Origin of the sequence: Bifidobacterium callitrichos (assembly GCF_008698085.1) — a bacterium.
Lineage (GTDB): Bacteria > Actinomycetota > Actinomycetes > Actinomycetales > Bifidobacteriaceae > Bifidobacterium > Bifidobacterium callitrichos.
Window position 1 is genome coordinate 340,832 of sequence record NZ_RZJP01000002.1, and the last position, 25,736, is coordinate 366,567.

Genomic DNA, 25,736 nt, shown 5'->3' on the forward strand with positions numbered 1-25,736 from the left:
CGCGCGTGTCGCGATGCCAGTCACATCTGCGCGCGGGCCGCCATGACCATCTGGCGCGCGAGGGTCTCCCTCCACTTGCTCCAGCCGTATCGCTTGGTGATCGTCTCCTCGGGGGTCGCGCCGAGCGACGAGCCGTCGGCGCGCGTCAGATCGTAGAGCATGTCGAGCAGGACCGGATCGTGATCCACGCGATCGGCGAGCTCGCGACCGACCGCCGGATCGTTGGGATCGCGGCCGGTCGCGAATTCGCTCAGCGTCAGGTGTTCGCGCACGAGGAACGTGACCATGCGCACGGTGTCGTCGTCGAAGCCCATGCGTCGGGCGATGACCGGCGCGTGGCGTGCGCCTTCGGCCGCGTGGTCGGCGATGCCGGAACGCTTGCCGATGTCGTGCAGGAGCCCCGCGAGCAGCAGCGCGGCGTAGTGGCGGTCGTCGTAGCGGACCGTGCCATCGGCGGAGAGGATTTCGCCGGAGTTCGTCCCCTCGCCCGACCGCGCGGCGGCCGACGGGAATCCGACCTCGCGCCCCAGTCGCGTCACGACCTCGATCGTATGGCGGTCGATCGTGTATCGGTGCGCGGCCGACACGGACGGGCGATTGCGGATGCCGAGCCATTCGGGCATCCATTTGCCCGGAATGTCCGCGAAATCGATCTCCTCCCACACGTCGAGCAGCGCGGGGCCGCAGGCGAGCAGGTCGATGAACAGCGCACGCGAGGCATCATCCCACCGGTTCGAGTGGATCGGGCAGCGGCGCAGGTTGGTGAGCGTTCCCGGGTTGATCGGCAGGCCGTGGCGTCCGGCCGCGACCGCGACGCGCAGGGCGAGCGACGCGTCGGCGGACGGGTCGACGCCGGGCGCGAGCACGACCTCATGCTCGTGTTCGGCGACGCCGGGCGCGAGGATGTCGAACTTCGGCGCCTCGCGGTGGCCGCCGGCACGCTGGGAGAACATCTGGAAGAACGCGAATCGCGGCTTCTCGTGCGTGAGCGAATGCTCGGCGCGGGAGGCGGTGGAGTCGAGCGAGAACGCGATGCGGCGACCGATGCGTGCGAGCATCGTCTGCATGTCGTCGATCGACTTGGCCTCACGTTCGCCGCCGGCCGGCAGGGTCGGGTCGGCGAGGCCGAGCATCGCGGCGACCTTGTCCTGATAGGGGGTGAGCAGCAGGTTCGTGTCCTTGTTGGCGACCAGATGGATGCAGTCGCGCACGTCGAGCAGACGGTCGACGGCCTCGTCGTAGACGCCGTGCGGGCGATCGGCCAGCCAGGAGACGGCGAGCGCGGAGACGAGGACCGAGTCGCGCAGGCCGCCGCGCGCCTCCTTGACGTCGGGCTGGTTCAGGTATTGGAGTCGACCGAACTCGTCGAGACGCGACTTCGCGGAGTCGAGCAGTTCGGGCAGGCGTTTGCGCGCAGCCTTGCGCCAGCGTTCGAGGATCGAATCGGAGGTTTCGCGGATGAGCACGGTGTCACCGGCGATCGGGTCGACGTCGAGCCAGCCCATCGCGGCGGGCAGATCATGATCGGTGACCGATTCGCACTGCTGACGCGTGCGGATCGAATGGTCGAGGTCGAGTCCGGAATCCCACAGCGGATACCACAGTTTGTTGGCGAGCTCGTTGAGCTGCTGGTCGTTGATCGCATGCGGATCGTAGATGATGACGAGATCGAGGTCGGAGGACGGGCCGATCTGGCCGCGGGCGAGCGAGCCGACCGCGGCGAATCCGATGCCGTGATCGGGGACGGGGAAGCTTGTGGCGGCCGTCGCCTCGGCCCACAGGGCCTTGAGGCTCGTCATCGCGAGTTCGGTGCGGGCCTTGCGTTTGGCCGCGCCGTTACGGTACACGCCGTCGTCGTCCGGACGGCTTATTTCCATGAATCGTTGCTTGAGACCATCCACCGCTGAGGTCATTGCCAGCTCTTTTCCTGTGTATCAAAAGAGTCCCCGCACGGCTCCGATAGCAGCGTGCGGGGACTCCCTGTCTATTGATGGCCCGAACCCGTGGACGAAGTCACGCAAAAGTCCGGACGACTGTCAATCGTCAGATCGCGGCGGAACCGGACTCGCCGGTACGCACGCGGGTGACGGAATCGAGGGGCGCGACCCAGACCTTGCCGTCACCGATGGTGCCGGTGCCGGCGGCCTTGACGATCACGCCGACGAGGGTCTCGGCGTCCGCATCGTCGGACAGGACCTCGATGCGGATCTTCGGAATCAGGTCGACGGTGTACTCGGCGCCACGGTAGACCTCGGTGTGTCCGCGCTGACGGCCGTAGCCGTTGGCCTCGGAGACGGTCAGACCGTGCACGCCGGCGGCCGCGAGGGCCTCCTTGACGTCGTCGAGCTTATGGGGCTGAATGATTGCGGTGATGAGCTTCATCTCACCTCACCTCCTTGAGGACGGAGCTGGCGGTACCAGCAAAATCGTAAGCACGCTCGCCCTGATCGGCAAGATCGATGCCGCCGACCTCCTGAGCCTCGGTGACGCGCCAGCCGATCGTCTTCTCCAGAGCGAAGGCGATGATCGCGGTGATGACGGCGGAGTAGACGATCGCGCACAGGGCGATGACGATCTGGACGACCAGCTGCTTCCAGTCGCCGCCGGCCAGCAGGCCGGTGCCCTCGCCGAAGAAGCCGATGAGGACGGTGCCGGTCAGACCGCCGACGCCGTGGACGCCGACGACATCGAGGGAGTCATCGTAGCCGAGCTTGAACTTGAGTCCGCAGGCCAGGCACGTCAGGATGCCGACGATCGCGCCGAGGACGATCGCCCACAGCGGGGAGACCACATCGGCGGCCGGGGTGATGCCGACCAGGCCGGCGACCATACCGGAGCCCGCACCCATCGCGGTGTAGTGGCCGGTACGGATCTTCTCGGTGAAGCCCCAGGAGAGCATGGCGGCGGCCGCGGCGGCGGAGGTGGAGACCCACGCGTAGCCGGCGGTGCCGTTCGCGGCGAACGCGGAACCGGCGTTGAAGCCGAACCAGCCGAACCACAGCAGGAACGCGCCGAGCATCACGAACGGAACGTTGTGAGGACGGAACGGCTGCACGGCGAAGCCCTTGCGCTTGCCGATGATCAGGACGATCACGAGCGCGGCGACTGCGGCGTTGATGTGGACGACCGTACCACCTGCGAAATCGTGGGCGGCGGCGCCGATGGCGGTGGAGATCGCGCCGGTGCCGGACAGCAGGCCCTTGTTCCAGACCATGTGCGCCAGCGGAGCGTAGTCGAACGTGATCCACAGGGCCACGAAGATCATCCACGTGCTGTACTTGACACGCTCGGCGATGGCGCCGCAGATCAGGCCCACGGTGATCATCGCGAACGCGGCCTGGAAGGCCACGTCGACGGACACCGGGTACTTGTTCGCGTTCAGGCCGGTCGTGGTGAACACGCCGTCCTGGGCGACCATCGAATCCTTCAGCAGGAAGCCGGAGGCCGGATCGCCGAAGATGCCGCCGATGTCACTGCCGGCGTAGGCGATCGACCAGCCCCACAGGGTCCAGATGACCATGGTGACCGACAGTGCCGCCGCCTCGAGCATCAGCATGTTCAGCACGGCCTTCGCACGGACCATGCCACCGTAGAAGAACGCCACACCCGGCGTCATGAGGAAAACCAGGGACGCGGAAGTCAAAATCCATGCGGTGTTTCCGGAATCCATGTCTACCTCCCTCTCTTGTCCTTCCCGGTCTGGCCGCGCGCGCCGCGCCCTGACTTGATGTCACGGCCTGCCGCACGACGGATCGGGTCTCTGTTCGTTATTGCCGTCCCCTGTAACGGGGCTAACAGTTCGGTAGTGAACGCCCGGTTGGTTTTGAGTTCGTTACGGCAGGTTACGCGATTGTTAATCGAGTCAGATCATCGGGTCAGGCGAGGATGCCGTCGACGAAGGATTCGGGGGTGAAGGGGGCGAGGTCGTCGGGGCCTTCTCCGAGGCCGACGAGCTTGACGGGGACGCCGAGCTCCTTCTGTACGGAGATCACGATGCCGCCCTTGGCGGAGCCGTCGAGCTTCGAGAGGACCACGCCGGTGATGCCGATCGCCTCGGCAAACACCTTGGCCTGGGTCATGCCGTTCTGGCCGGTGGTGGCGTCGAGGACAAGCAGGACCTCGTCGACGGGCAGGTTCTTCTCGGTGACGCGGCGGATCTTGCCGAGCTCGTCCATCAGGTTGGACTTGTTCTGCAGACGTCCGGCGGTGTCGATGATGAGCACGTCGGCGTTCATCTCCTTGGCCTTCGCGCTGGCCTCGAAGGCGACCGACGCCGGATCGGCGCCGTCCTTGTCGGAGCGCACGACCGGCACGTTCACACGGGCGCCCCACGTCTCGAGCTGATCGGCGGCGGCGGCGCGGAACGTGTCGGCCGCACCCATGACGACCTTCTTGTCCTCGGAGACGAACAGTCGGGCGAGCTTGCCGGCGGTCGTGGTCTTGCCGGTGCCGTTGACGCCGACCATGATGATGACGCTTGGCCTGTTCGCGCCGGGCTTGTCGGCGTTCAGTCGACGATCCATGTCACGGCCGACCAGATCGAGGAGCTTCTCCTTCAGGGCCGCGCGCACCTCGTCGGGAGTCGCCTTGCCGGTGACGCGGGCGTCGGTGCGCAGATCGTCGACAAGCTGGCCGGAGGCCTCGGCGCCGACGTCGGCGAGCAGCAGCGTGTCCTCGACGTCCTCCCAGTCGGATTCGGAGAGGTTGTCCTTGGTGAGGATGTTGAACAGGGCCTTGCCGAACGGGTTGCTCGACTTGGCAAGCTTCTCCTTGAGGCGGGTCAGTCGGGAGACGACCTTCTCCGGGGCTTCGGACTTGGGGGCTGTGGGTTCGGGGGTTGGTTGTGCGGGCTGGGGAGTTACGGGCTGGGGGGCAGGAACCGGCTGTGCGGGCTGCTCAGTCTTGGATTCGGGCTGGGCGGACGGTGCCGGACGAGGCGTGGATTCGGGCTGGGTTTCCGGAGCCGATTCATCGGCCTTGGATTCTTCGGCGGCGGGCTGGGGGGCCGCGACTTCGGAGTCCTCGGAAACGGTGGATCCCTCGGTCTCCTCGAATTGATCGGCCGACGCAGTCGACGGGCCCGTTCCGGCCGGTTCCCCATCGAAGGTGGATACTTCGGCGGTCTTGTCCGAACCGGCCGATTCGGACGTATCGGAACGTTCCTCTGCCGGTCGCTTCGACGATGTCTCCGTCGGCTCGACGGTCGTCGACTCCTTCACGGCCTTTGCGGCCTCATCGGCCCTGCGCCGTTCCTCGTCCTGCTCTTCCCGTTCGCGGAGCTGCTCGCGCTCCTCGAAGACCTTGTCAAGATCGCGCTTACGCGACTTGGAGAACCACACGGCGAGCAGGATCAGAACGATCGCGACTACGCCGACGCCAATCATGGCCAAAGTATTGCTATCCATGATCCCCAGTCTAATGAAGGGCGTCTATTGGCTGGTCGGCAGGACCCGGTCAGTCCCGGCCAGTCCCGGTCCAGCCCCGGCTGACCCCACCAGGCCCGACGACATTCGTACGTTGATCGGGGGTATCTCGGCGCCAGCCACGACTTACGTACGCCAGACACAGCTCAACATACGCAGATCGTGGCTTTAGCCTCCCTATCACCCGAAAACGTACGCCAAGCCGACGGCAGCGTACGAACACGGGTGATAGGGCCAATATCGCCACGAGGAACGTATGCTGATCCGGGCTCAACGTACGCATTCCGGGATCAGGCCGTAATCAACCACAGAGAACGTACGCCGCAAGGCATCCCGGCCCCCGACCAAGCCGCCGACTAGACTGCGCTCATATGGTCACTTCCTCACGTATGACGTCGTATCAGCGACGGGAGCAACTCATCCGCATCGGACGGTCGCTGTTCGCGGCCAAGGGATTCGAGGCGGTGAGCGTCGAGGAGATCGCCAGTCACGCGAAGGTCTCCAAGCCGATCGTCTACGAGCATTTCGGCGGCAAGGAGGGCCTGTACGCCGTCATCGTCGATCGCGAGATGCAGGCGCTGACCTCCACGCTCACCGCCGCGCTCGACGATCCGACGATGCACCCGCGGCGGATCGTCGAACGCACCGCGCTGGCGCTGCTCACCTACATCGAGGAGAACGCGGAGGGGTTCCAGGTGCTCTCGCGCGATTCGCCGAGCACCGACCCGTCCGGATCGTTCAGCTCGCTGCTGGGCGACATCTCCCTGCGCGTCGAGGACCTGCTCACGGCGGCGTTCAAACGGCAGAAGCTCTCGCCGAAGGGCGTGCCGTACTACGCGCAGATGCTCGTCGGCATGACCGTGTTCACCGGACAGTACTGGGCGGATCGGCCGAAGGTGAGCAAGGAGCAGCTGGCCGCGTACATCGTGGATCTGGCGTGGCACGGGTTGAGTCGCCTCGATTCCAAGCCGAAACTGCTGTTCGAGGGCGAGCGCGCGCGGCGGGCGGCGGAGAAGGCCGCGGCGACGACGAGGGGCACGGCGACGACCGCAACCGCGGATCCCGATGAAACCACGGAGACCACGGACGCGAATGGTGACGTAGGCGGAGAGGCGGATGCACTGGATACGACGGGTATGACAGATGCGGCGAATGCCACAACGTGATTCCTGATCGCCTTTCGGCACGTCGTGGCAATTATCGTTGTCACAACTTGCCTATATCGGCGGGATGAAGAGGCCCCCGATTCCCCGATGATCAATCTCCCGACGGGCCGCATACTGTGCTGCGCGATGTGCAGAATATGTATCCTAATGCCCGCCTAGTCGAATGAGTGCTAGTCTGTGGCGTTGAAAGTACCACCCGATTTGTGACGTTGAGGACCGAAACCATATGACACTACCGGCGACGACGACGGCCAACAGGACGCCCAAGACACTCACCTTCGTGGTTCCGGCCTACAACATGGAAACGTATCTGGAGCGTTGCGTGCTCTCGCTCACGGCGGCGAAACGCATCGACGATATCGAGGTGCTCGTCGTCGACGACGGATCGAAGGACTCGACGCTGGAGGTGGCGCGCGCATTCGAACGGCGATTCCCCGGAGTCGTCAAGGCGATCCATCAAGAGAACAAGGGGCACGGCGGCGCGGTCAACACCGGCATCGCCGCCGCCCGCGGCATGTACGTGAAGGTCGTCGACGCCGACGACTGGGTCGGACCGGAATCGCTCGAACAGGTGATGAGCGTGCTGCGCGACGAGGTCGAGAAGGGCGGCATCGACGCGGACGCCCCGATCGACATGCTCGTGACCAACTACGTGTACGACAAGGTCGGCAAGCGGCACAAGCACGAAGTCAACTTCCGCCACGCGATGAAGGCCGGCGAGCGCCTCACCTGGGACGATCTCGGACATTTCGGACTCGCCGAATACATCCTGATGCATGCGCTGATCTTCCGCACGGCCGTCGTGCGCGAGTCGGGGATGCAGCTGCCGGAGCACACGTTCTACGTCGATTTCATCTACGCGTACCAGCCGTTCCCGTGGGTGAAGTCGCTGCGATATCTGGATACGCCGTTCTACCACTACTTCACCGGACGCGACGGGCAGAGCGTGCAGACCGACGTGATGATCCGCCGCGTCGACCAGCTGATTCTGGTCAATCATCGCATGGTCGAGGCGACGCCGGAGCGTGGGACCGTGCCGGACGGCCTGTACCGGTACATGATCCACTTCCTCGCGATCGAGAGCTCGGTGGCGAGCGTGTTCCTGATTCTCTCGCGCGACTCGGAGAACTACGCGAAGAAGAAGCAGCTGTGGTCCGACATCCGCGATCATTCGTCGTCGATCTATCGGGATGTGCGACGCAAGCCGATGTCTCGGGCACTGAACCTGCACGGCTCGGCCGGGCGATTCGTGATCCGCTGGGGGTATCGCGTGGCCGAGCGCGTGGTCGGGTTCAACTAAACCTCTTACCCGATAGTAATCCCCCGATCACTCGGCGGTGCCGGTCAGTGCCTCGTTGGAGGCGATCGCGGCCTTGGCGGCGGCGTCGAGGCTGCTCGTGGCGCCACGCAGGTTGTCGGCGTAGTCGCGGATGGTCTGAGTGGCGTCGTCGACCTCCTGCTGGGAGCCGTCGGCCGGGCAGGTGGGGGCGTCGCCGAGCTTGTCGACCTCGGCCTGCGCGGTCTTGAGGTCGTCCAGCAGGGAGGCGTCCTCGACGTCCTTCGCGGTGAGCTTGGCGGCTTCGTCGGCCGATTCCTGCGTGGTCTTCAGCGCCTCCTGATGCGCCTTCAGGGCCTCGACCTGCAGCTGGCAGTTCTCGACGGATTCGGCGCTCGCCTTGTCGCCGCCGTTGATCAGCATGAACGTGACGACCGCAATCACGACCACCACGATCGCGACGATGATGCCGATGATCGGGTCCTTCTTTGACTGCTTGGCGGCGGGGGTGGCGGTTTCGGCGTTCTTCGCATTCTCGGCGACGCCGGTAGTTTCGGTAATGTTCTCGTTCTTCTGCTCGCTCTGCTCGCTCGTCATAGCGTATGCACTCCTTCGTTTCTTTTATCACCCTTCGCACAGGGAAACCCGCAATAGACTACTCATTCCGGATAGCACCGCAACCATCGCTCACCACGCGGAACAAAACCGTCCGCAAATTCAGGACCGCGCCCCGCCAAGCCCCGCCAAGATGGTTTGCCGAGATGATTGCCGCATATTCCATTCAGACACCGCGGCACCGAACATGCGGGGGCGCCTAGGACTAATAGCCCGCAGAGGGCACTGCACGAACACGACCGAGGGGGGCAAAATCGAACAAATCGTGAAGTTCGTATGAAGGCGTCATGGAGTTATTGGGATGGATTCGAACATTTTGGGGTGGCGGGGCTGCGGGGAGGATAGGTTATGAGTCGCTGTAGTTGGAATCATTGCTGGAATCTGGAATCGTCGTAGTCGGAAGTCACCGTCGGGAAGGAAGTCTGAGGGAATATATGCCGCAAGAGCCTCTGCAACCGTACGCATCGCCGAGTCCTGAGTCGCCGCTTTCGGCGGAGGCGGGGGTTCAGAGTGGACCGTCGGGCGACGCGATTCCGACCACACCGCCGCAGGCCACGGCCGACGCGGCGGAGGCACCGGCCGTCTCGGCCACTCCGGGCACGCCGGTTGCGTCCGCCACGCCGACTGTGCCCGTTACTTCGGCTGCGTCTGTCACTCCGACCACACCGGCCGCGATCGAGCCGTCGTATGCGCCGACGGGCGAGGAACGCGCCGCGCGCCGGGCGGATCGCGCCAATCGAGCGCACCGGGTGATGCCGAAGTTCGTGGCCGCGGGCGATGAGTCCCAATCCCCCGTCTCGCCGCTGGTGTCGGTGATCGTGACGGTGCACGACGCGGCGGAGACCGTGCGATACTGCGTCGATTCGATCCTGCGCCAGTCGTACGCGAATCTCGAGGTGATTCTGGTCGACGACGGGTCGAACGACGACGGTCCGGCGATTCTCGACGAGTACGCGCGTCGCGACGACCGTGTGAAGACGATCATGCTGAGCGATCTCAATGCATCGAACGGCGGCGGGGAGCGGGGCGATAAGCCTGATAAGTCGGGCACGGACCCTGAGAGCGAAGTCATGGGTCCCGAAAGCGAGACAGAGCCCAGCACGCATGACGCGGCGATCCCCGTCGACGATACAGTTCCCGTCGACGATGTCGATCACGACGCCCCCGACCACGTAGACGACAATGCCTCCGCGATCGGCGTCGTCGATAGTGCGATCGATGCGATCGACGACGCTGCGGCTGAGAACGGCGACGTCGCGGCGCGGGCGAGGAACGCCGGACTGGATGCGACGCACGGCGAGTACGTGGCGTTCGTGGGCAGCGACGGAGTGCTGGATCGCCGCGCCATCGAACTGCTGCTGCACGCGCTGATCAAGACCGGTGCGGATATGGCCAAGTCGCACTGGGAGCGGTTCACGCCCGACCAGCTGTATGCGGTGTCCGAGGTGTCGGCCGAGGGCGCGCGCGAGCCGGAGTCGGTGACGGTGTTCACCGACGCGCTCGAGGCGTATCAGAGCGTGTTCCTGAAGAGCGTGCGCGTGCTCGGCGACGAGTTCGGGCACAACACGGAGGCGCGGTATCTGAACGACGAGGACTGGGGACGACTGTATCGCGCGTCGGTGTGGGACGACGTGCGACTGCCGGAGGGCATCTACTCGCCGGAGCTGCTGGCCGCGGGAGAGCTGTATTCGCGGATGAGCAAGGTCGCGGACATGGATGTCGTGCTGTACCGGGTGCTGGATGGCGATGCGGATGAGCGTCGGCGATTCCGCTACTATCACGACCGGTTCACGGCGGGGACGGCGAACTTCCGGTTCGCGTTCGACAAGGGGATCCTGCCCGCCCGCAGCTACTACACGATGGTGACCGCGTACGAACAGGCGAAATCCGCGCCCGACTTCGACGTGCCGGAGCATCAGGAGCAGTTCGCGCTCGACACGGCCGAACTGGAGGAGCTGCGCGGCAAGCTGACGTTCGCGCAGCGCATGCAGTGCATGGGCGTGCGAAGAATGCGACTGTTCGAGGAGAGTGTCAAGCGGATCCTGCCCGCGTCGCTGGCCAAACCGACGTACTCGCCGGATGGTGAGGAGCTGGCGTGACAAACGCAAAGCGGGACTGAGAGGTAGTCTAATCGAGGATGGATGTCACGTGCATGCGGCGCAAGTGCGTCCACATGCACCTGAGCAGTAAGGAATATTGATGGCGGAAAACACGCAATACCCGGATCTGGTGATCGTAGGCGCGGGCCTGTTCGGCCTGACCATCGCCCAGCAGGCGGTGGAGCACGCGGGCGCGCGGGTGCACATCATCGACGTGCGCGATCACATCGGCGGCAACGCGTACTCGTACTTCGACAAGGAGACGGGCGCGGAGATCCACAAGTACGGCGCGCACCTGTTCCACACGTCGAACGAACGCGTGTGGAAGTACGTGAATCGCTTCACCGAGTTCACGAACTACGTGCATCGCGTGTACGCCACGCACGACGGCGAGGTCTACCCGCTGCCGATCAACCTGGGCACGATCAACCAGTTCTTCCGCGCGCACTACACGCCCGCCGAGGCTCGCGCGCTGGTCGAGGAGCAGGCGGGCGAGCTGGCCGGGTCCGATCCGCAGAACCTCAACGACAAGGGCATCCAGCTGATCGGTCGCCCGCTGTACGAGGCGTTCATCAAGAACTACACGGCCAAGCAGTGGCAGACCGATCCGGCCGAACTGCCGGCGTCGATCATCAAGCGACTGCCGGTGCGATTCAACTACGACAACCGCTACTTCAAGGACACGTGGGAGGGCCTGCCGAAGGACGGCTACACCGCGTGGTTCGAGAAGATGATCGACGATCCGCGCATCACGGTGGAGCTCGGGGTCGACTTCTTCGACGAAACGCAGCCGTACAACAAGAAGGCGCTGCGCGAGGCAGGCGTGCCGGTCGTGTACACCGGTCCGGTCGACCGCTACTTCGACTACGAGCTCGGCGACCTCAAGTGGCGCACGGTCGACTTCAAGGAGGTCCGCTACGACGAGGACGACCACTTCGGCTGCCCGGTCATGAACTTCTCCGATGCGGACGTGCCGTACACCCGCGCGATCGAGTTCAAGAACTTCAACCCGGAGCGCGCCGCGTCGTACACGCCCGGCAAGACCGTGGTGTGGGAGGAGTACTCGCGATTCGCTGAGCGCGGCGACGAGCCGTACTACCCGATCAACACCGACGAGGACAAGGCCCTGTACGCGCAGTACGCTGCGAAGGCCGCCGCCGAGCCGAAGACCGTGTTCGGCGGCCGTCTCGGCACGTACAAGTACTACGACATGCACAACGTCATCGACACGGCGCTGACCGCGTACGAGGAGCAGGTGGCTCCGCTGCTGGCGAAGTGAGGGCCCGCAGGCTCGGTCGGAGTCGATTCGACGCATCTGATTCGACCGTGTGATTCAGCTGTGTGATGGCCGGTTCGATTGGTCTTCCCGAGGTGATCGAACCGGCCATCCTCATTCAGATCATTCAGATCGACCGTATCGGGCATCCCGTACCGGGAACAGACCGAGAACAAACAGACCGATGGAACAGACCGAGAATCAGGGAGGAAGGGGACCCATCATGCGCGGAGCCAATCGCGGCACTCACAAGGCACGCAAGGCGACCCGGCAGACCCGTCGGAGGCGGCAATGGATTGTCGCCGTGCTGATTCCGGTCATCATCGTGACGATCGTCATAGCAGGCTTTGTGGCAAGCCCCCCCCCCGAAGCAAAATCTGAATAAAAACGATGATTCCTCCACGATCACGGGGACGCGAACCAGCCTGCTCGCCAATGCCACCGCAGTGGACCGGTACGCCCTGACCTTCAGCTGGGTGAATCCGGGAACGTCACCGCAACAGGCGTATCGCATCACGGTGTATTCCCACGCGGACGGCGAGCGCCCGGTCTTCCGCGGCGAATGGGTGAAGTCCTCCCGGCAGACGGCGGTCACCGTCGAGGGGCTACGGGAGAAGACGGAGGACAATCAGCTCTACTACTGGACCGTCGACGTGAAATACCAGGACGGTAGTCAGGAGTCCTCATCCAAAACGCCTTTCGTCACCGCGGTCGGACGCGCGTGGGAGTCCACGGATCTGATGTGGGCCGGCGGCCATTCGGGGTTGTTCCGGGCGAGCGTGAGATCCAGCGCGAAGGTAGCCAAGGCTGTTCTCACCGTCACGGGGTTGAATACGGAGGCAGCCAGACGCAACGTGTACGACCTGTACGTCAATGGCGAGGAGATCGGCGTGGGGCCGAATCGGAGCTCCGGCGGCACGGTGCACTACAACGCCTACGACATCACCAAGCATCTGCGTCGCACGTCTTCCAACATGATCGGCGCGTACGCCTATTCATCGTCGGATGGGAACGCCGCGGGACTGCTGATGCAGTTGACCTATTTCTATGATGATGGCACCAGCGCCGTCGTCTACAATTCCGCGCGAGATCACGCGATCACGCAGGCTATGCAGACTGACGACATCGTCTACAGTGACCCGACGCAGAGCATCGGCACCATGTATTACGCCGAACTCGCACAGAACGTGGATGTGACGCGATGGCCGGCCGACTGGCAGAAGCAGGGCACACTGTCATCGACGATACAGACAACCACATCCTGGCGCCAGCCCACGTACGCCACATTCCCACAGGACAGGACCCTGCGCCCCGCCATCACCAGCAACACCAGCCGCACAATCGTCGATCCCGCGTCGATCACCCATAACGCGGACGGCTCCTGGACGGTGGACTTCGGCAGGGAGATCGAGGGGGACGTCCAACTGTCCGTCACCGATGCGCCCGCCACAGATATCACCATCGATCTCGGCGAGGAGTTGGAGAACGGCAAGGCGAGGAGCGCGCTGCGCACCGGCAACCATTACCACGAGACGTGGCATATGCAGGGCACCATGTCTTGGCGCGGCATGAGCCTCAAGGGGTTCCGTTATGCGACGATCACGAATTACCCGGGAACGCTCGATGCTCGCGGCATCAAGGGGTTGCAGGTCGTTATGGACGGCGGCGCGGGAACATCGTCATTCCAGTCGAATGTCACGGCGTTGAACACCCTGTGGGAGTTCGGGTGGCGCACTGCGGACGCGACCACCATCGACACGATCCCCGACAGCGTCACCCGCGAACGAGGCATCTACGAGGGAGACGCGCTGATCATCGCCGACCTCTCCTACGCCATGGAAGACGATCCGCTGCCCATCCGCAACACATGGAACTATCTGCTGGATTCGCCGACGCAGTACACCGAATACCGGCTCATGACCGCGATCGGCGTGTACGAGGATTGGCTGCACACCGGCGACGACACGTACGTGCGCAGCGTCTACGAGCGGCTGAAGCCTCTGCTCGACACGGTGACCTACGACGAGGCGATCGGGCTGGTGCGGACGACCGCGGACACCACCGATCTGGTGGATTGGCCGCGCAGCGAAACCGTCGGATACGACTTCGATAACACACGGTACAAGACCGCCGTCAACGCCGTCGCGTATCGCGCGTATACGTCGATGGCGCATCTCGCCGAAATCGTGGGGTCGCAGACCGATGCGGAGCTGTACAACAACATGGCCAAGTCCATCAAAACGACCGTGCTCGCGAAACTCTACGACTCCACCACCGCGTCGTTCCACGACGGGCTGAACGCCAATGGCGGTCTCGTGGAACATCACATCGCGCAGAACGACTACTACGCGCTGTGGGCGGGCGTATACGCCGACGACGCACAGGCGGACAGCATCGCCAAGGCAGTCACCGACAGCGGACATCAGACCGAAGGCAGCATCTATGCCGCCTACTTCCTGTACATGGGACTGTATCGGACCGGCAACGGACAGTTGGCGCAACGTCTGTTAACCGACGATTCGGGCGACACCCGATCCTATCTGACTATCATCAAGGCGTTGGGCGCGACCATCGCGCCGGAGGCGTGGAATCCGCAACTCAAGCCCAACATGACCTTCAGTCACCCGTGGGGCGCCGGCGGACCGACCGCCCTGGCACAGGGCACAGCCGGAGTCATACCGACCGCCGCAGGATGGTCGAAGGCCGAGATACGGCTGCAACTGGGCGATGGGCAGACCGTCACGACGGAGACCGCAACGCCGTTGGGGCCGGTTCGGATCAAGGCGTCGCAGGCCACCAACGGGCGGATCACGGCGACCGTCAGCGTCCCCAATGGCATGCGAGCTACGTTGCTGGAGCCGGCGGATGGAGGGGAGATCGTCGTCGATGGGAAGACGGTTGGCGGAGAGTCGGCTAAGAGCGAGGTGTCACCGGTCATCTTGTCCGCGGGCAAACACGAGATACGCATCGGGTAGGGTGGGCAACCAACTCTGGACGGTCTTCCCGCTCGCGCTACCGCCGGGACCGCGGAAGGCCCGCCTGTACACTTGTAAGGTATGGCTGAAGAAGTGTTTACCCCCCATAACATCATTGTGACCGGTGGCTGTGGGTTCATCGGTTCGAACTTCGTGCACTACGTGTACAACAACCATCCGGACGTGCATGTCACGGTCCTGGATGCGCTGACCTATGCGGGCAACCTTGAAAACATCCGTTCGATTCTGGGTGATCGTGTGGAGTTCGTGCATGGCAACATCTGCGACGCGGAGCTGCTCGACAAGCTGGTGCCGGGTCATGACGCGATCGTGCACTACGCGGCCGAGTCGCACAACGACAACTCGATCGCGAACCCGGAGCCGTTCCTGAAGACGAACGTGGAGGGCACGTTCCGCCTCTTGGAGGCCGTGCGCAAGTACGGGATCCGCTATCATCACGTGAGCACGGACGAGGTGTACGGCGATCTCGCGCTGGATGATCCGGCGAAGTTCACCGAGCAGACCCCGTATCATCCGTCGTCCCCGTATTCGAGCACGAAGGCGAGTTCGGATCTGCTGGTGCGTGCGTGGCATCGCACGTTCGGGATCCGCGCGACGATCTCGAACTGCTCGAACAACTACGGTCCGTACCAGCATGTGGAGAAGTTCATCCCGCGTCAGATCACGAACATCCTGGACGGCCTTAGGCCGAAGCTGTACGGTAACGGGTCGAACGTGCGCGACTGGATCCACACGGACGACCATTCGACGGGCGCGTGGACGATCCTGACGAAGGGGCGCATCGGCGAGACGTATCTGATCGGCGCGAACGGCGAGAGGAACAACCTGACCGTGCTGCGCGACATCCTGACCGTCATGGGCAAGGATCCGGACGACTTCGACTGGGTGAAGGACCGTCCGGGTCATGACCGCCGGTATGCGATCGACTCGACGAAGCTGCGCACGGAGCTCGGCTGGCGGCCCGTGCACACGGACTTCCAGAAGGGTCTCGAGCAGACGATCCAGTGGTACACGGACAACCGCGCCTGGTGGGAGCCCGCCAAGGCCGCCACCGAAGCCAAGTACAAGCAGCAGGGACAGTGAGTCCGCCCTCGGCCCCCTCTGACGAGGGGGCTGTCAGCGGAGCTGACTGGGGGAGAGATACAGGCACGCCACTGTAGGCGGTCACGAACAACGTAGAAATTCGACGATAGGAACGAAGATCATGTCTTTTGAGTTCGAGAAGGAACTGAGGGTCACGGAGACGAATATTCCGGGCCTGTTGGTGTTTGATCTGCCGGTGCACGGGGACAATCGCGGCTGGTTCAAGGAGAACTGGCAGCGTGCGAAGATGACCGCGCTGGGGTTGCCGGATTTCGGTCCGGTGCAGAACAACATCTCGTTCAACGCGACGAAGGGCGTGACGCGTGGCATCCATGCGGAGCCGTGGGACAAGTACATCAGCATTGCGGCCGGTGAGATCTTCGGCGCGTGGGTGGATCTGCGTCCGGGCGAGAGCTTCGGTCAGGTGTATACGACGCGGTTGGATCCGTCGCGTGCGATCTATGTGCCGCGTGGCGTGGGCAACAGCTTCCAGGCTTTGCAGGATGGGACGGTGTACACGTATCTGGTGAACGCGCACTGGAGTCTGGAGCAGAAGAAGACGTACACGTTCGTGAACCTCGCCGACCCGACCCTCAACATCCAGTGGCCGATCCCGCTCGAGGAGTCGGAGCGGTCTGAGGCGGACCTGCATCACCCGATGCTCGCCGATGCGAAGCCGATGGCGCCGAAGCGCACGTTGGTGACGGGCTGCAACGGGCAGTTGGGTCATGCGATCCGCGCCTACGCCGAGGCGCACCACTTGGAGGGGTTCGAGTACACGGATATCGACACGTTCGACTTCTCCGATCCGACGGCGTACGAGCGGTTCGACTGGTCGCTGTACGGGACGATCATCAACGCGGGCGCGTACACGGCCGTCGACCGGGCCGAGACCGCGGAGGGCCGCCCGGTGGCGTGGAAGGCGAACGCGGCCGGCCCGGCCCTGCTGGCGCGCGTGGCCGCGGAGCATCACATCACGCTGGTGCACGTCAGTTCGGATTACGTGTTCGATGGGACGTGTGAGGAGCATACGGAGTCGGAGGCGTTTGCGCCGTTGGGCGTGTACGGGCAGTCGAAGGCCGCGGGCGACATCGCGGTGGCGAATGCGCCGGAGCATTACATCCTGCGTTCCAGCTGGGTGATCGGCGAGGGTCACAACTTCGTCAAGACCATGATGATGTTGTCGAACCGTGTGGCCGACCCGGCGGATGCGTTGGATCACGTGACCGTGGTGGACGATCAGTATGGTCGTCTGACGTTCACGAAGGACATGGCCGAGGCGATCTTCCACCTGCTCGACACGCACGCGCCGTATGGCACGTACAACCTCACCGGAAGCGGTGCGGTCAGGAACTGGGCCGAGATCGCCGCGGCCGTGTTCGAACAGACCAACGGCAATGGCGACAAGGTCAAGCCCATCTCGACCGCCGAGTACTTCGCCAACGCGAAGAACCCCGTGAGCCCAAGGCCGGTCCATTCCGCGCTCGACCTGAGCAAGATCGAACAGGCCGGATACACACCCGCCGACTGGGAGAACAGCCTCAAGGAATACGTCGCCCGGGAACTCGGGAAGTAAACACCAACTTTCACAAGAGAAGGCGCCGTTTTGGTTGCTTCCCGCGTTACAAGAGATACTTTTCCTTCGTTGCGGACATCTATCTTGCTTATGAGGGGTACATACCTCAGGTATACAGGCTCGGGAACCGCATAATGGTCACACAGTCAAGCGGTTTTCGAGCCTTTGTACTTGGTACACGTACCCCTCGTAACGCAGATAGATGTCCGCAAGCGGGCGAAAGTACCCCTCATAACAGAGTTAGAACCCGCGGAACAAGCATTACGTCAGAACAAACGAAAGCACGGTCTCGAATATCTCAAACCGCGTCGAATGACATCGTTGTCTCCAGCACTCACGTGCTACCTGCCCAATGCCCTGAGCTGGTTCACGGTGATGACCTTGGCGGCGAAGAGCACCACCAAGTAGGCGACGTAGATGAACGCATACGCCGCGGCGAGCGCGAGCAGCTCGAAGCCCTTGCCGGCGGCTCCTGTTCCAAGAGCACCGCCAAAATATGTGAAACCAAGCCGCACGACCAGCCACAAGGCCACATTCGCCCCGAATACGATCCATGTGCGGCGCAGCATCACGTGGCCGACCTTCTGCCGCACGCGCAGGAACGTGACCAACATCGCGAGCCCTGTGCAGGTCACGCTGGCCACGGCGATGCCCGTGATGCCGAACATCCGCGCGGCGATGATGAACACCGGGATCACGACCACGAGAGACACGATGGACAGCACGTCGGAGAACCGGCTGGAACCGAACGAGTTCAGCACCATGTTGAGGATCACCGTGATGCCCATGAAGAAGTTCGAGAACGCGAGACATGACAGGGCGGGCGCGGCCACATCGAACGACGGGCCGTAGAAGGCCGCCAGCAGGTCCGAGCTGCTCGCCGAGACGACCGCGCAGATCGGCAGGATGAACACGAACGCCACGAGCAGCAGGTCCGCAGTGCGCGAGACGGCCTCGTCTCGCCGCCCCTCCCCCACCAGCTTCGCGACCACGGGCAGGATGATCGTGGAGAACGCCTGCAGCAGGTAGTAGGCGATCTTGCCGAAGTTCATCGCGCCGGTGTAGTAGCCGGCCATCGAGGCGGGTTCGACGACCGCCTTGACGATCAGGGTGTCAACGCTCAGCACGAGCGAGACCATGATGAAGAAGAACGAGAAGCTCAGCGTGTGCGTGGCGACGTAGCGGAACGGGATGCGCTCCGATGCCCGTCGGTCTCCATCAAGCGCCTGTAATTCCCGCAGCTCCCCGCGCCGTGCGAACAGCAGCGCGCAGCCGAGCAGGATCGTCAGGACCACGGCGAGCAGGAAGCCGATTTCGACGCCGATGACCGGGTCGCTGCGGAACACGAAGATGATGAGCGGGATCACGCCGAGTTTGGAGATCGGGTAGAACGTGCTCAGCAGCGCGCTCGTGCCGAATCGCTGCAGTCCGTCGTTGACGCCGAGCAGGACGGTCTGCAGGCCGTTGACGACGACGAGGAACGCGGCGATGCGGAAGTATCGATCAAGTAAGGCATCGTTGAGCACGATGCCGAACAGGGGCGCGCCGAGGAAGTTCACGCAGAAGAAGAACGCGACGACGATCATCTGGAAGGCGAGCGTCTTGCCGACGACGTCACGGAAGGCGTATCGGCGGCGGGAGATCTCGCTGGCGACGGACTGGCGGGCGCCGTTGGAGACGAACATGTATTCGAAGTCGAGAACCGTGATGATCGTGCCGACCACGCCGTAGGCGGCCGGCGGCATCGTGTTGCCGAGGAAGAAGTGCAGCGCGTATCCGCTGACGAAGAACACGATGTTGCTGATCAGGTTCAGCAGGAGACCTCGGCGCATATGCCCTCCGAATACGAGTGATGGTGGCGTATCGCGGATACGATACGCCACCATCGGAACAACCGGGGCTCTGCGCCAGATTTTTGGGATCCCTTGTCAGGGGCGCTGTCCGGGACCCCGGCGACTTGGAGTCGGACGCGTTCATGCCGGCGAAGGCGCGTTCGTCGGCATGAACGAACATCAGGCCCGCGGGGATCGGTCTCGCGTATGGGGGAATGCCGTGACGGAACGGCCGTCGCGAATGGCTTTGCCGGTTCCTTCGTCGGTACGGTGTCAGCGGTCCGGATTGTCGATGAGGGGCGCGTCCCCGTTGTCGTAGGCCTTGAGGAGGCGTTGCAGGAGGAACGCGGTGAAATAGGGAGTGGTGAACAGGTGGTTGCTGGATCCGATGTTGCCGGCGGAGAACTTGACGCCGAACCGGATGTCGGGATACGCGTCGGACGAGACGAGCGTGCGCAATGATTTCGCGGTCCCGTTCCTTGCCTTGACCTCGACGGGCACCAGCGAGTCGCGCGTGCGCACGAAGAAGTCCTGCTCCAGTGTTGAGTCCTCCTTAGAGTAGTAGTAGAGGTCGTATCCGCTCTTGCTCAGCGCCTCGCCGACGATGCTCTCGTACAGGGCACCTTTGTAGACGCCGAGGTTGCGGTTGGCGCGCAGGTCATCGCTAGCCTCGTTGTCGAGCATGGCCACCAGGAGCCCGGTGTCGCCGAAGTAGATCTTGAACTTGTTGTCGTCGTAGTTGCCCTTCAGCGGCAGTTCCGGGTAGTGCAGGCACCGGCAGATGTTGACCATGCCCGAGATCTCCAGCCACTCCACGCAGCCCCGGTAGTCGCGGAACCTGGCGCCGCGGGCGACCTTGCTGATCTGGAACTTCTTGTTCTCCCTAGCCAGCTGCACGGGGATGTGATCGAACACGTTCAGGATGCGCGCCTGGTCCATGCCCTGGGCGTACTTGCGGATGTCCTCCCGGTAGTCGAGCACGAGCTGGCGCTGCATGTCCAGCGTCCCCTCGAACGTGCCCCTGTCGACGTAGGAGCTCACCACCTCGGGCATGCCGCCGAGCGTGCAGTAGTCCAGGAACATTGAGGAGAACACGTCCATTTCGACCCGAGAGAACGGGGACGCCGACACGAGGCGCTCCAGCATACGGTCCGCCACGCCGTGGTCGTGGCCCTTGGCCCACATGAACTCCTCGAAGTCCATGGACCGCATCTCGTAGTCGGTCTTGTAGCCTACGCTGTTGCTCTCGATGCGCTTGTAGCTGATGCCGAGCATCGACCCGCTGCAGATCACGTCGAACCGGCCGTCGATCCTGAGGAACTTGAGCGCCGTGGCGATGTCGGGATGTTCCTGCATCTCGTCGAAGAAGATCAGCGTGTCCCCAAGGACGAACCGTTTGGACGGGTCGATCAGCGAGATGCTGCGCACGATCGCGTCGGCCCCGTACCCGTCGGCCGTGATGGCCTTGTAGCGCGGATCCTCCACGAAGTTGATCTCGATGACGCTGCCGTAGTTGCGTGAGGCGAAGCGGCGGATCGCCTCGGTCTTGCCGACCTGACGCGGCCCTCTGACGATCAGGGGCTTGCGGTCCGGGTCCGATTTCCACTCCTCGAGGAACCAGTCCACCTTGCGTTCGAGATACGTCATGTCCACGCCTCCTTGGATCCGCTTGTCTCCGCAAGGTCAGACTACCATTGGATCCACATTTCATGAGCGAGTTTTCCTCATGTCTGCACATTTCATGAGCCATTTTTGAGGTGATTCCCACATTTCATGAGCGAATTTTCACTGTGCCGGTCACGTGAGCAGTACTCACAACCATCGCCGAGACCCACATCCGCCGCGCATCGTGGCTGCCGGTCGCGCGTGACGCGAATAGGATTGTCCGGTAAGGGATTCCGATAGTGGAGGAGATGCGTCATGTCCGTCGTAGTGCCGGCCGCGAAGGCGCGTCGTATCGGCGAACCGATGATGCTCACCCGTGAGGACATCGATCGTGAACGCCGCCGGATCGAGCGGGAGTGCGGCACCGCCGGAAAGTAGTCGCGGTAGACGACCACATCGTGCAACAACGCGTCCCCGATGTCCCTGCGCAGCGCGTCGGTACCGTTCCAGCATCGGCGCGATGTCCAACGACTGGCCATGGAACACCAGCGTGATCAGGTAGCACTCGGACCGTTTGCCCCATTCACCGCTCTCGTCCGCGAACACGCTCAAGGTGGATGACGGCATCGTTCCTCCCGCCCGGAAAATAAGGATAGGCGGGACTGAGAGGTAGTTGCGGCGCGCGGAATACTCTATTCCGTCAGATTCCGTCAGTCGCGGCGGAACAGGTCGCGCGTGAACACCTTTTCGTCGACGTCCTTGAGGTCGTCGTTCCAGCGGTTCGCGACGATCACGGTGGATTCGGCCTTGAACGCGGCCAGATCGTGGGTGACCTTGGAGCCGAAGAAGTCAGGCGCGTCGAGTGTGGGCTCGTAGACGACGACGGTAAGGCCCTTGGCCTTGAGTCGCTTCATCACGCCCTGAATGGCGGACTGGCGGAAGTTGTCGGATCCGGACTTCATGGTGAGGCGGTAGATGCCGATGACCGGGTTCGTGGCGCCGGATTCCTCGACGCGTTCGAGGATCTCGTCGGCGATGAAGTCCTTGCGCGTGCGGTTGGCGTCGACGATCGCCTCGATGAGGTTCTGCGGCACCTTGTCGTAGTTGGCGAGCAGCTGCTTGGTGTCCTTGGGAAGGCAGTAGCCGCCGTAGCCGAAGCTCGGGTTGTTGTAGTCGTTGCGGATGCGCGGGTCGAGGCACACGCCGCTGATGATCGACTTCGTATCGAGGTCGCGCGATTCGGCGTACGTGTCGAGCTCGTTGAAGTAGGCGACGCGCAGGGCCAGGTACGTGTTGGCGAACAGTTTGATCGCCTCGGCCTCGGTCAGTCCGACGACGAGCTCGGGGATGCCGGTCGATCCGTCCGGGTTGACGCGGGTCGCCTCCTCGGGCGCGGCACCGGCCGCGAGGAGCCCGACGAAGGTGTGCGCGGCGGCGACGGCCTCGGGATCGTCCTGCGGAGCGCCGGCGACGATGCGGCTCGGGTGCAGGTTGTCGTAGAGGGCGTGGCCCTCGCGCAGGAACTCCGGGGAGAAGAGGATGCGGTTGTCGTTCAAGCGCTCGTGGAGTTTCTTCGTGTAGCCGACCGGGATCGTGGACTTGATGACGATCCACGCGTCCGGCGCGTATGTACGCACGGCCTTGATCGCGGCCTCGACGCTGGAGGTGTCGAAGTAGTTCTTCTTCGGATCGTAGTTGGTCGGCGTGGCGATGATCGCGTATTCGGCGCCCGTGTACGCCTGCTCGGGGTCGAGCGTGGCGTGGAAGTCGAGCGGGCGTTCGCCGGACGCGTTCTCGTCGAGGAAGTCGGTGATCTCCCTGTCGACGATCGGGCTCTTGGCGTTGTTGAGCAGCTCCACCTTCTCCGGGATGATGTCGAGCGCGTGGACCTCGTTGTGCTGCGAGAGCAGCAGCGCCACGGACAGTCCTACGTAACCGGTACCTGCAACCGCGATTTTCATATGGCTCCTTAGTCTCCTCAGTTTTGGGACTCGTCTGGCTCGGCTCGTTGGGGCGGGGCTCGCAGGACTCATTGAATTCACGAAGCCCGCCGGAGTCGTTAGGGCCTAAGTGTAGTCGGGAAGGGATCGATGCACATCAGGCCGATGCCGACGATGGCGATCCGGCGCTACATATGCGTAGGTGGCGATACATGGTGAAGCTTTATCGACATCTATCGGACATGGCCGATAAGTGTCCGATAGATGTCCGATAAAGCGAACGGCGTCAGCGGTCCTCTGACCTAGATAACTGCATGACCATTTTTCTTGAAGAAAAGTGTCATCATGGCCCACTTTTTTACAGAAAAACGTGCTTGGGCAATCGGGCGAGGATGTCGTCGAAGATGGGCAGCACCTTCGCGGTGTTGCGGTCCGCGAACTTGGTCAGCATCGCCGTGGGTTTATTTCACAAAGCACGAATCCGCAGCGAACAACCAGCCTTTTTCACACGAAACCCAAATGAAACTAACCATGAAACCACACGATTCCAAGAGAATCGGTGCCCTGATAGACCCGCCGCCCCCAAGGGGGTTGTCCCATCTGGCGACACGGTGCCTAAAGGCCGTCCGATGATCATTCCGCCAAGGATCCCCGGTTTATGGGTGGTATTGTCGTTGTTTTTCGCAAGAATGACCCCCATAAGACGGGTTCTTGGAAAGATGGGTGTCGCGGACAAGCCGGAGGCGTGCCATCGAGGAACGTTACCTGCCCCGGCCGCGGCCGTTCTACGAAGCGGATGGTCATCGGATCAAGATGGTGACCAAGATCAGGCGGTACACCGTACGGTCATGTTACGATTCCGCAGGCGTGAACGCGTCCGGCTCCCAGAGCGCGGTGACGGGCAGGGCCCAGAATCCTCCGGGCCACTGCATGACGCGGGATCCGGTGTAGACGAGGTAGCCTCGGTGGAACCGCGGGTCCTTGGCGAGCTCGGCGAGCCCGCGGAAGTCCTCGCGCGTGACCCGGGACGAGGACTTGACCTCCACGCCCACGAGCCGGTCGCGTCGGCTCATGACCAGATCCACCTCCTTGGGACTCGAGCCCGGCTCCCTCCAGTAGAAGCAGTCCGGATGCGTCCGCGACCATTGAACGGCGGGCAGGATCTGGTTGACGACGAACGATTCGAGCAGGTTGCCGTAGTCGACCGGCGACGTCATCGGATCCCTGCCTTTAGCGAGCATGGTCTGCGCGGACAGGGACGTGTCCACGGGATGGATCTTCGCCCGGGTGAAGACCTGACGGTTCGGCGCGGTGCGCAGGTTCGACAGGGCGCGCACGAGGAACCGGCGCAGGAACACGCCCACGTAGCGCTCCACGGTCCGCCGGTCCAAAGCGAGCAGGTCGCCGAGCGCGCTGGCGTTCATGATGCCGCCCGGCATGCACAAAAGCCGGTCGAGCACGTTCTCGGCGATGAGCACGTCAAGACGCTCGCCGGGCAGGATCGTATCGCCCAGCACCGCGCGGACGTCGTCGGCCACGAGCCGCTCGCGCTCCCAGTCCTCGTACATCGGATACTGCATCGCATACTCCGGGAACCCGCCCGCCGCCATCAGGTCGTACAGCCCCGCGCGCGATATGCCGTGGTCGAACCCGGTATTCGGCTCGCCGTCCCACAGGTCGTCCACGACACTGTCTGGCACGCCATGCAGCTCGCGCTGGGTCAGCGGCCCCATCTCGAAGTGCTGCGCCCTGCGGGCGAGCGGGTCCTGCCCGTCCAGGCCGCCCCGGTTGATGATCGCGCTTCCCGTCAGCAGGAACCGGATGCCCCCGTCCGACGGCAACGAGTCGGCGATCTCCTTGACCTCCAACGGCAGTCCCGCGACCCGCTGCGCCTCGTCGATGATCACCGGCAGCTGCAGGCCCTCCAGCCAACCACGCAGGTCCGAACGCGCCAACTCGTACGTGTTCGGGTCCGCCAACGTCTCATACGAGAACCCCGCCGGCGCCAATTGCCGTCGGGCCATCAGCGTCTTGCCCACGGCGCGCGCCCCCTCCAGTACCACGACCTTGCGCCGCGAACGCAGCAACGCGTCCGCCAACGGCCTCGAGATGTAATCACCCATGAGTGATAGCATACATTAAATGTACAAAAAATACAACACTGAATGTACAAAGATTCCATCAAATGATGTTCACAACCATCTTTTTCAGTGACGCTGGGACATGGTGCCATCGTTCATGATGCAGGTTCCTCGGATAGGGCGCACAGCACGCGCCGAGCTCGTTGAATCTGCTGATGCGGTGCTCTGGACCTCGACGGCCGCGCGGCTCACGACCCGACTGATCACGAGTTGGCGGGTTGGGGTAGTCGGTCACATCCGAGCACGACGAGACCGATAAAGCTAACGATAAAAGCTGGTGACGTGATGAAGGGCGTCAGCTATGACGAATAGTGGCCCTGATTAGTTGTTTCAATGCCTCGTGCCTTGCGTTGGAGTAGCCGAGTTCAACGGTTCTGAGGATGTCGTGCTGGCGTCCACAGATCTTCCCGGTCACCTCGGCGATCTCGGGGACGCATGAGAGAGGCATGAACAACTTCATCATGCACCTCCTTATCGTGGTCAAGACCTTCGTCCAGTTCGATTCGGCCGTTTATGACGTCCTGCACGAAGCCGACTCGTTCCTGTCAGCTCCCAGCGTTCACACCTTCATCGTTTTCGCCGTAGCCGTTTACTGTCTGATCGCCACGGTCCGAGAACTGCTACAGGAAGCCCGTCGGACGTTCGATAAATTCGTCGCCTCGCCGCCGGGCGAACAGGAAAAGACCAGGGAGACAGAAGACTGACTGA

19 protein-coding genes are annotated in these 25,736 nt (G+C 63.2%); 10 read left to right on the plus strand and 9 right to left on the minus strand.

Going from position 1 to position 25,736, the window contains the following annotated elements; genetic code table 11:
* Positions 1 to 20 precede the first annotated feature (20 nt).
* From EMB92_RS06040 to ftsY, 4 genes are all read right to left on the minus strand, one after another.
* Positions 21 to 1,913, minus strand: coding sequence for a [protein-PII] uridylyltransferase family protein (locus EMB92_RS06040; RefSeq protein WP_150394133.1), 1,893 nt, complete (start codon positions 1,911 to 1,913; stop codon positions 21 to 23).
* Positions 1,914 to 2,043: 130 nt separating this feature from the next.
* Entirely contained in the window at positions 2,044 to 2,382 is a 339-nt protein-coding gene (locus EMB92_RS06045; RefSeq protein ID WP_043165676.1) for a P-II family nitrogen regulator, read from the minus strand.
* A gap of 1 nt (position 2,383) precedes the next feature.
* Complete coding sequence (locus EMB92_RS06050) at positions 2,384 to 3,670, minus strand: ammonium transporter (protein ID WP_150394134.1); 1,287 nt, start codon at positions 3,668 to 3,670, stop codon at positions 2,384 to 2,386.
* A gap of 205 nt (positions 3,671 to 3,875) precedes the next feature.
* Positions 3,876 to 5,219 (minus strand): signal recognition particle-docking protein FtsY, encoded by a 1,344-nt coding sequence (ftsY, locus tag EMB92_RS06055; RefSeq protein WP_395951903.1) that lies wholly within the window; start codon positions 5,217 to 5,219, stop codon positions 3,876 to 3,878.
* A gap of 593 nt (positions 5,220 to 5,812) precedes the next feature.
* Here ftsY and EMB92_RS06060 point away from each other — a divergent pair.
* Positions 5,813 to 6,589 (plus strand): TetR/AcrR family transcriptional regulator, encoded by a 777-nt coding sequence (locus tag EMB92_RS06060; RefSeq protein ID WP_190973604.1) that lies wholly within the window; start codon positions 5,813 to 5,815, stop codon positions 6,587 to 6,589.
* Positions 6,590 to 6,815: 226 nt separating this feature from the next.
* Positions 6,816 to 7,889, plus strand: coding sequence for a glycosyltransferase family 2 protein (locus tag EMB92_RS06065; RefSeq protein ID WP_150394136.1), 1,074 nt, complete (start codon positions 6,816 to 6,818; stop codon positions 7,887 to 7,889).
* A gap of 27 nt (positions 7,890 to 7,916) precedes the next feature.
* Here the strand turns inward: EMB92_RS06065 and EMB92_RS06070 are convergent, their stop codons facing one another.
* A complete protein-coding gene (locus EMB92_RS06070) occupies positions 7,917 to 8,462 on the minus strand; it encodes a hypothetical protein (RefSeq protein WP_150394137.1) in 546 nt (181 codons plus the stop codon).
* A 452-nt stretch (positions 8,463 to 8,914) separates the two neighbouring features.
* Here EMB92_RS06070 and EMB92_RS11975 point away from each other — a divergent pair, with 452 nt between their 5' ends.
* From EMB92_RS11975 to EMB92_RS06100, 6 genes are all read left to right on the plus strand, one after another.
* Positions 8,915 to 10,579, plus strand: coding sequence for a glycosyltransferase family 2 protein (locus EMB92_RS11975; RefSeq protein WP_150394138.1), 1,665 nt, complete (start codon positions 8,915 to 8,917; stop codon positions 10,577 to 10,579).
* A 100-nt stretch (positions 10,580 to 10,679) separates the two neighbouring features.
* Positions 10,680 to 11,858: a UDP-galactopyranose mutase gene (glf, locus tag EMB92_RS06080; RefSeq protein ID WP_150394139.1), complete on the plus strand. Its 1,179-nt coding sequence runs from the start codon at positions 10,680 to 10,682 to the stop codon at positions 11,856 to 11,858.
* 181 nt (positions 11,859 to 12,039) lie between these two features.
* Positions 12,040 to 12,240, plus strand: a complete 201-nt coding sequence (locus EMB92_RS06085; protein WP_150394140.1) for a hypothetical protein — start codon at positions 12,040 to 12,042, stop codon at positions 12,238 to 12,240.
* The gene (locus tag EMB92_RS06090; RefSeq protein WP_449727605.1) at positions 12,203 to 14,830 is read left to right on the plus strand and encodes a family 78 glycoside hydrolase catalytic domain; all 2,628 of its coding nucleotides are present in this window, start codon (positions 12,203 to 12,205) and stop codon (positions 14,828 to 14,830) included. The genes EMB92_RS06085 and EMB92_RS06090 overlap by 38 nt, the downstream gene beginning before the upstream one ends.
* 81 nt (positions 14,831 to 14,911) lie before the next feature.
* Positions 14,912 to 15,934, plus strand: coding sequence for a dTDP-glucose 4,6-dehydratase (rfbB, locus tag EMB92_RS06095; RefSeq protein WP_150394142.1), 1,023 nt, complete (start codon positions 14,912 to 14,914; stop codon positions 15,932 to 15,934).
* A 121-nt stretch (positions 15,935 to 16,055) separates the two neighbouring features.
* Positions 16,056 to 17,510: a sugar nucleotide-binding protein gene (locus tag EMB92_RS06100; protein WP_150394143.1), complete on the plus strand. Its 1,455-nt coding sequence runs from the start codon at positions 16,056 to 16,058 to the stop codon at positions 17,508 to 17,510.
* Positions 17,511 to 17,851: 341 nt separating this feature from the next.
* Here the strand turns inward: EMB92_RS06100 and EMB92_RS06105 are convergent, their stop codons facing one another.
* Positions 17,852 to 19,342 (minus strand): MATE family efflux transporter, encoded by a 1,491-nt coding sequence (locus EMB92_RS06105; protein WP_190973575.1) that lies wholly within the window; start codon positions 19,340 to 19,342, stop codon positions 17,852 to 17,854.
* A gap of 273 nt (positions 19,343 to 19,615) precedes the next feature.
* The gene (locus EMB92_RS06110) at positions 19,616 to 20,989 is read right to left on the minus strand and encodes an ATP-binding protein (RefSeq protein WP_150394145.1); all 1,374 of its coding nucleotides are present in this window, start codon (positions 20,987 to 20,989) and stop codon (positions 19,616 to 19,618) included.
* 273 nt (positions 20,990 to 21,262) lie between these two features.
* On the opposite strand from EMB92_RS06110, the gene EMB92_RS11825 reads away from it, so the two are divergent.
* Positions 21,263 to 21,385: a hypothetical protein gene (locus tag EMB92_RS11825; RefSeq protein ID WP_258175730.1), complete on the plus strand. Its 123-nt coding sequence runs from the start codon at positions 21,263 to 21,265 to the stop codon at positions 21,383 to 21,385.
* Positions 21,386 to 21,657: 272 nt separating this feature from the next.
* Here EMB92_RS11825 and EMB92_RS06120 read toward each other — a convergent pair whose 3' ends face one another.
* A complete protein-coding gene (locus EMB92_RS06120; protein ID WP_150394147.1) occupies positions 21,658 to 22,908 on the minus strand; it encodes a nucleotide sugar dehydrogenase in 1,251 nt (416 codons plus the stop codon).
* An 830-nt stretch (positions 22,909 to 23,738) separates the two neighbouring features.
* The gene (locus EMB92_RS06125; RefSeq protein ID WP_107044950.1) at positions 23,739 to 25,010 is read right to left on the minus strand and encodes an ATP-binding protein; all 1,272 of its coding nucleotides are present in this window, start codon (positions 25,008 to 25,010) and stop codon (positions 23,739 to 23,741) included.
* 464 nt (positions 25,011 to 25,474) lie between these two features.
* Here EMB92_RS06125 and EMB92_RS06130 point away from each other — a divergent pair, with 464 nt between their 5' ends.
* Entirely contained in the window at positions 25,475 to 25,732 is a 258-nt protein-coding gene (locus EMB92_RS06130; RefSeq protein ID WP_150394148.1) for a hypothetical protein, read from the plus strand.
* The last annotated feature ends 4 nt before the right edge of the window (positions 25,733 to 25,736 follow it).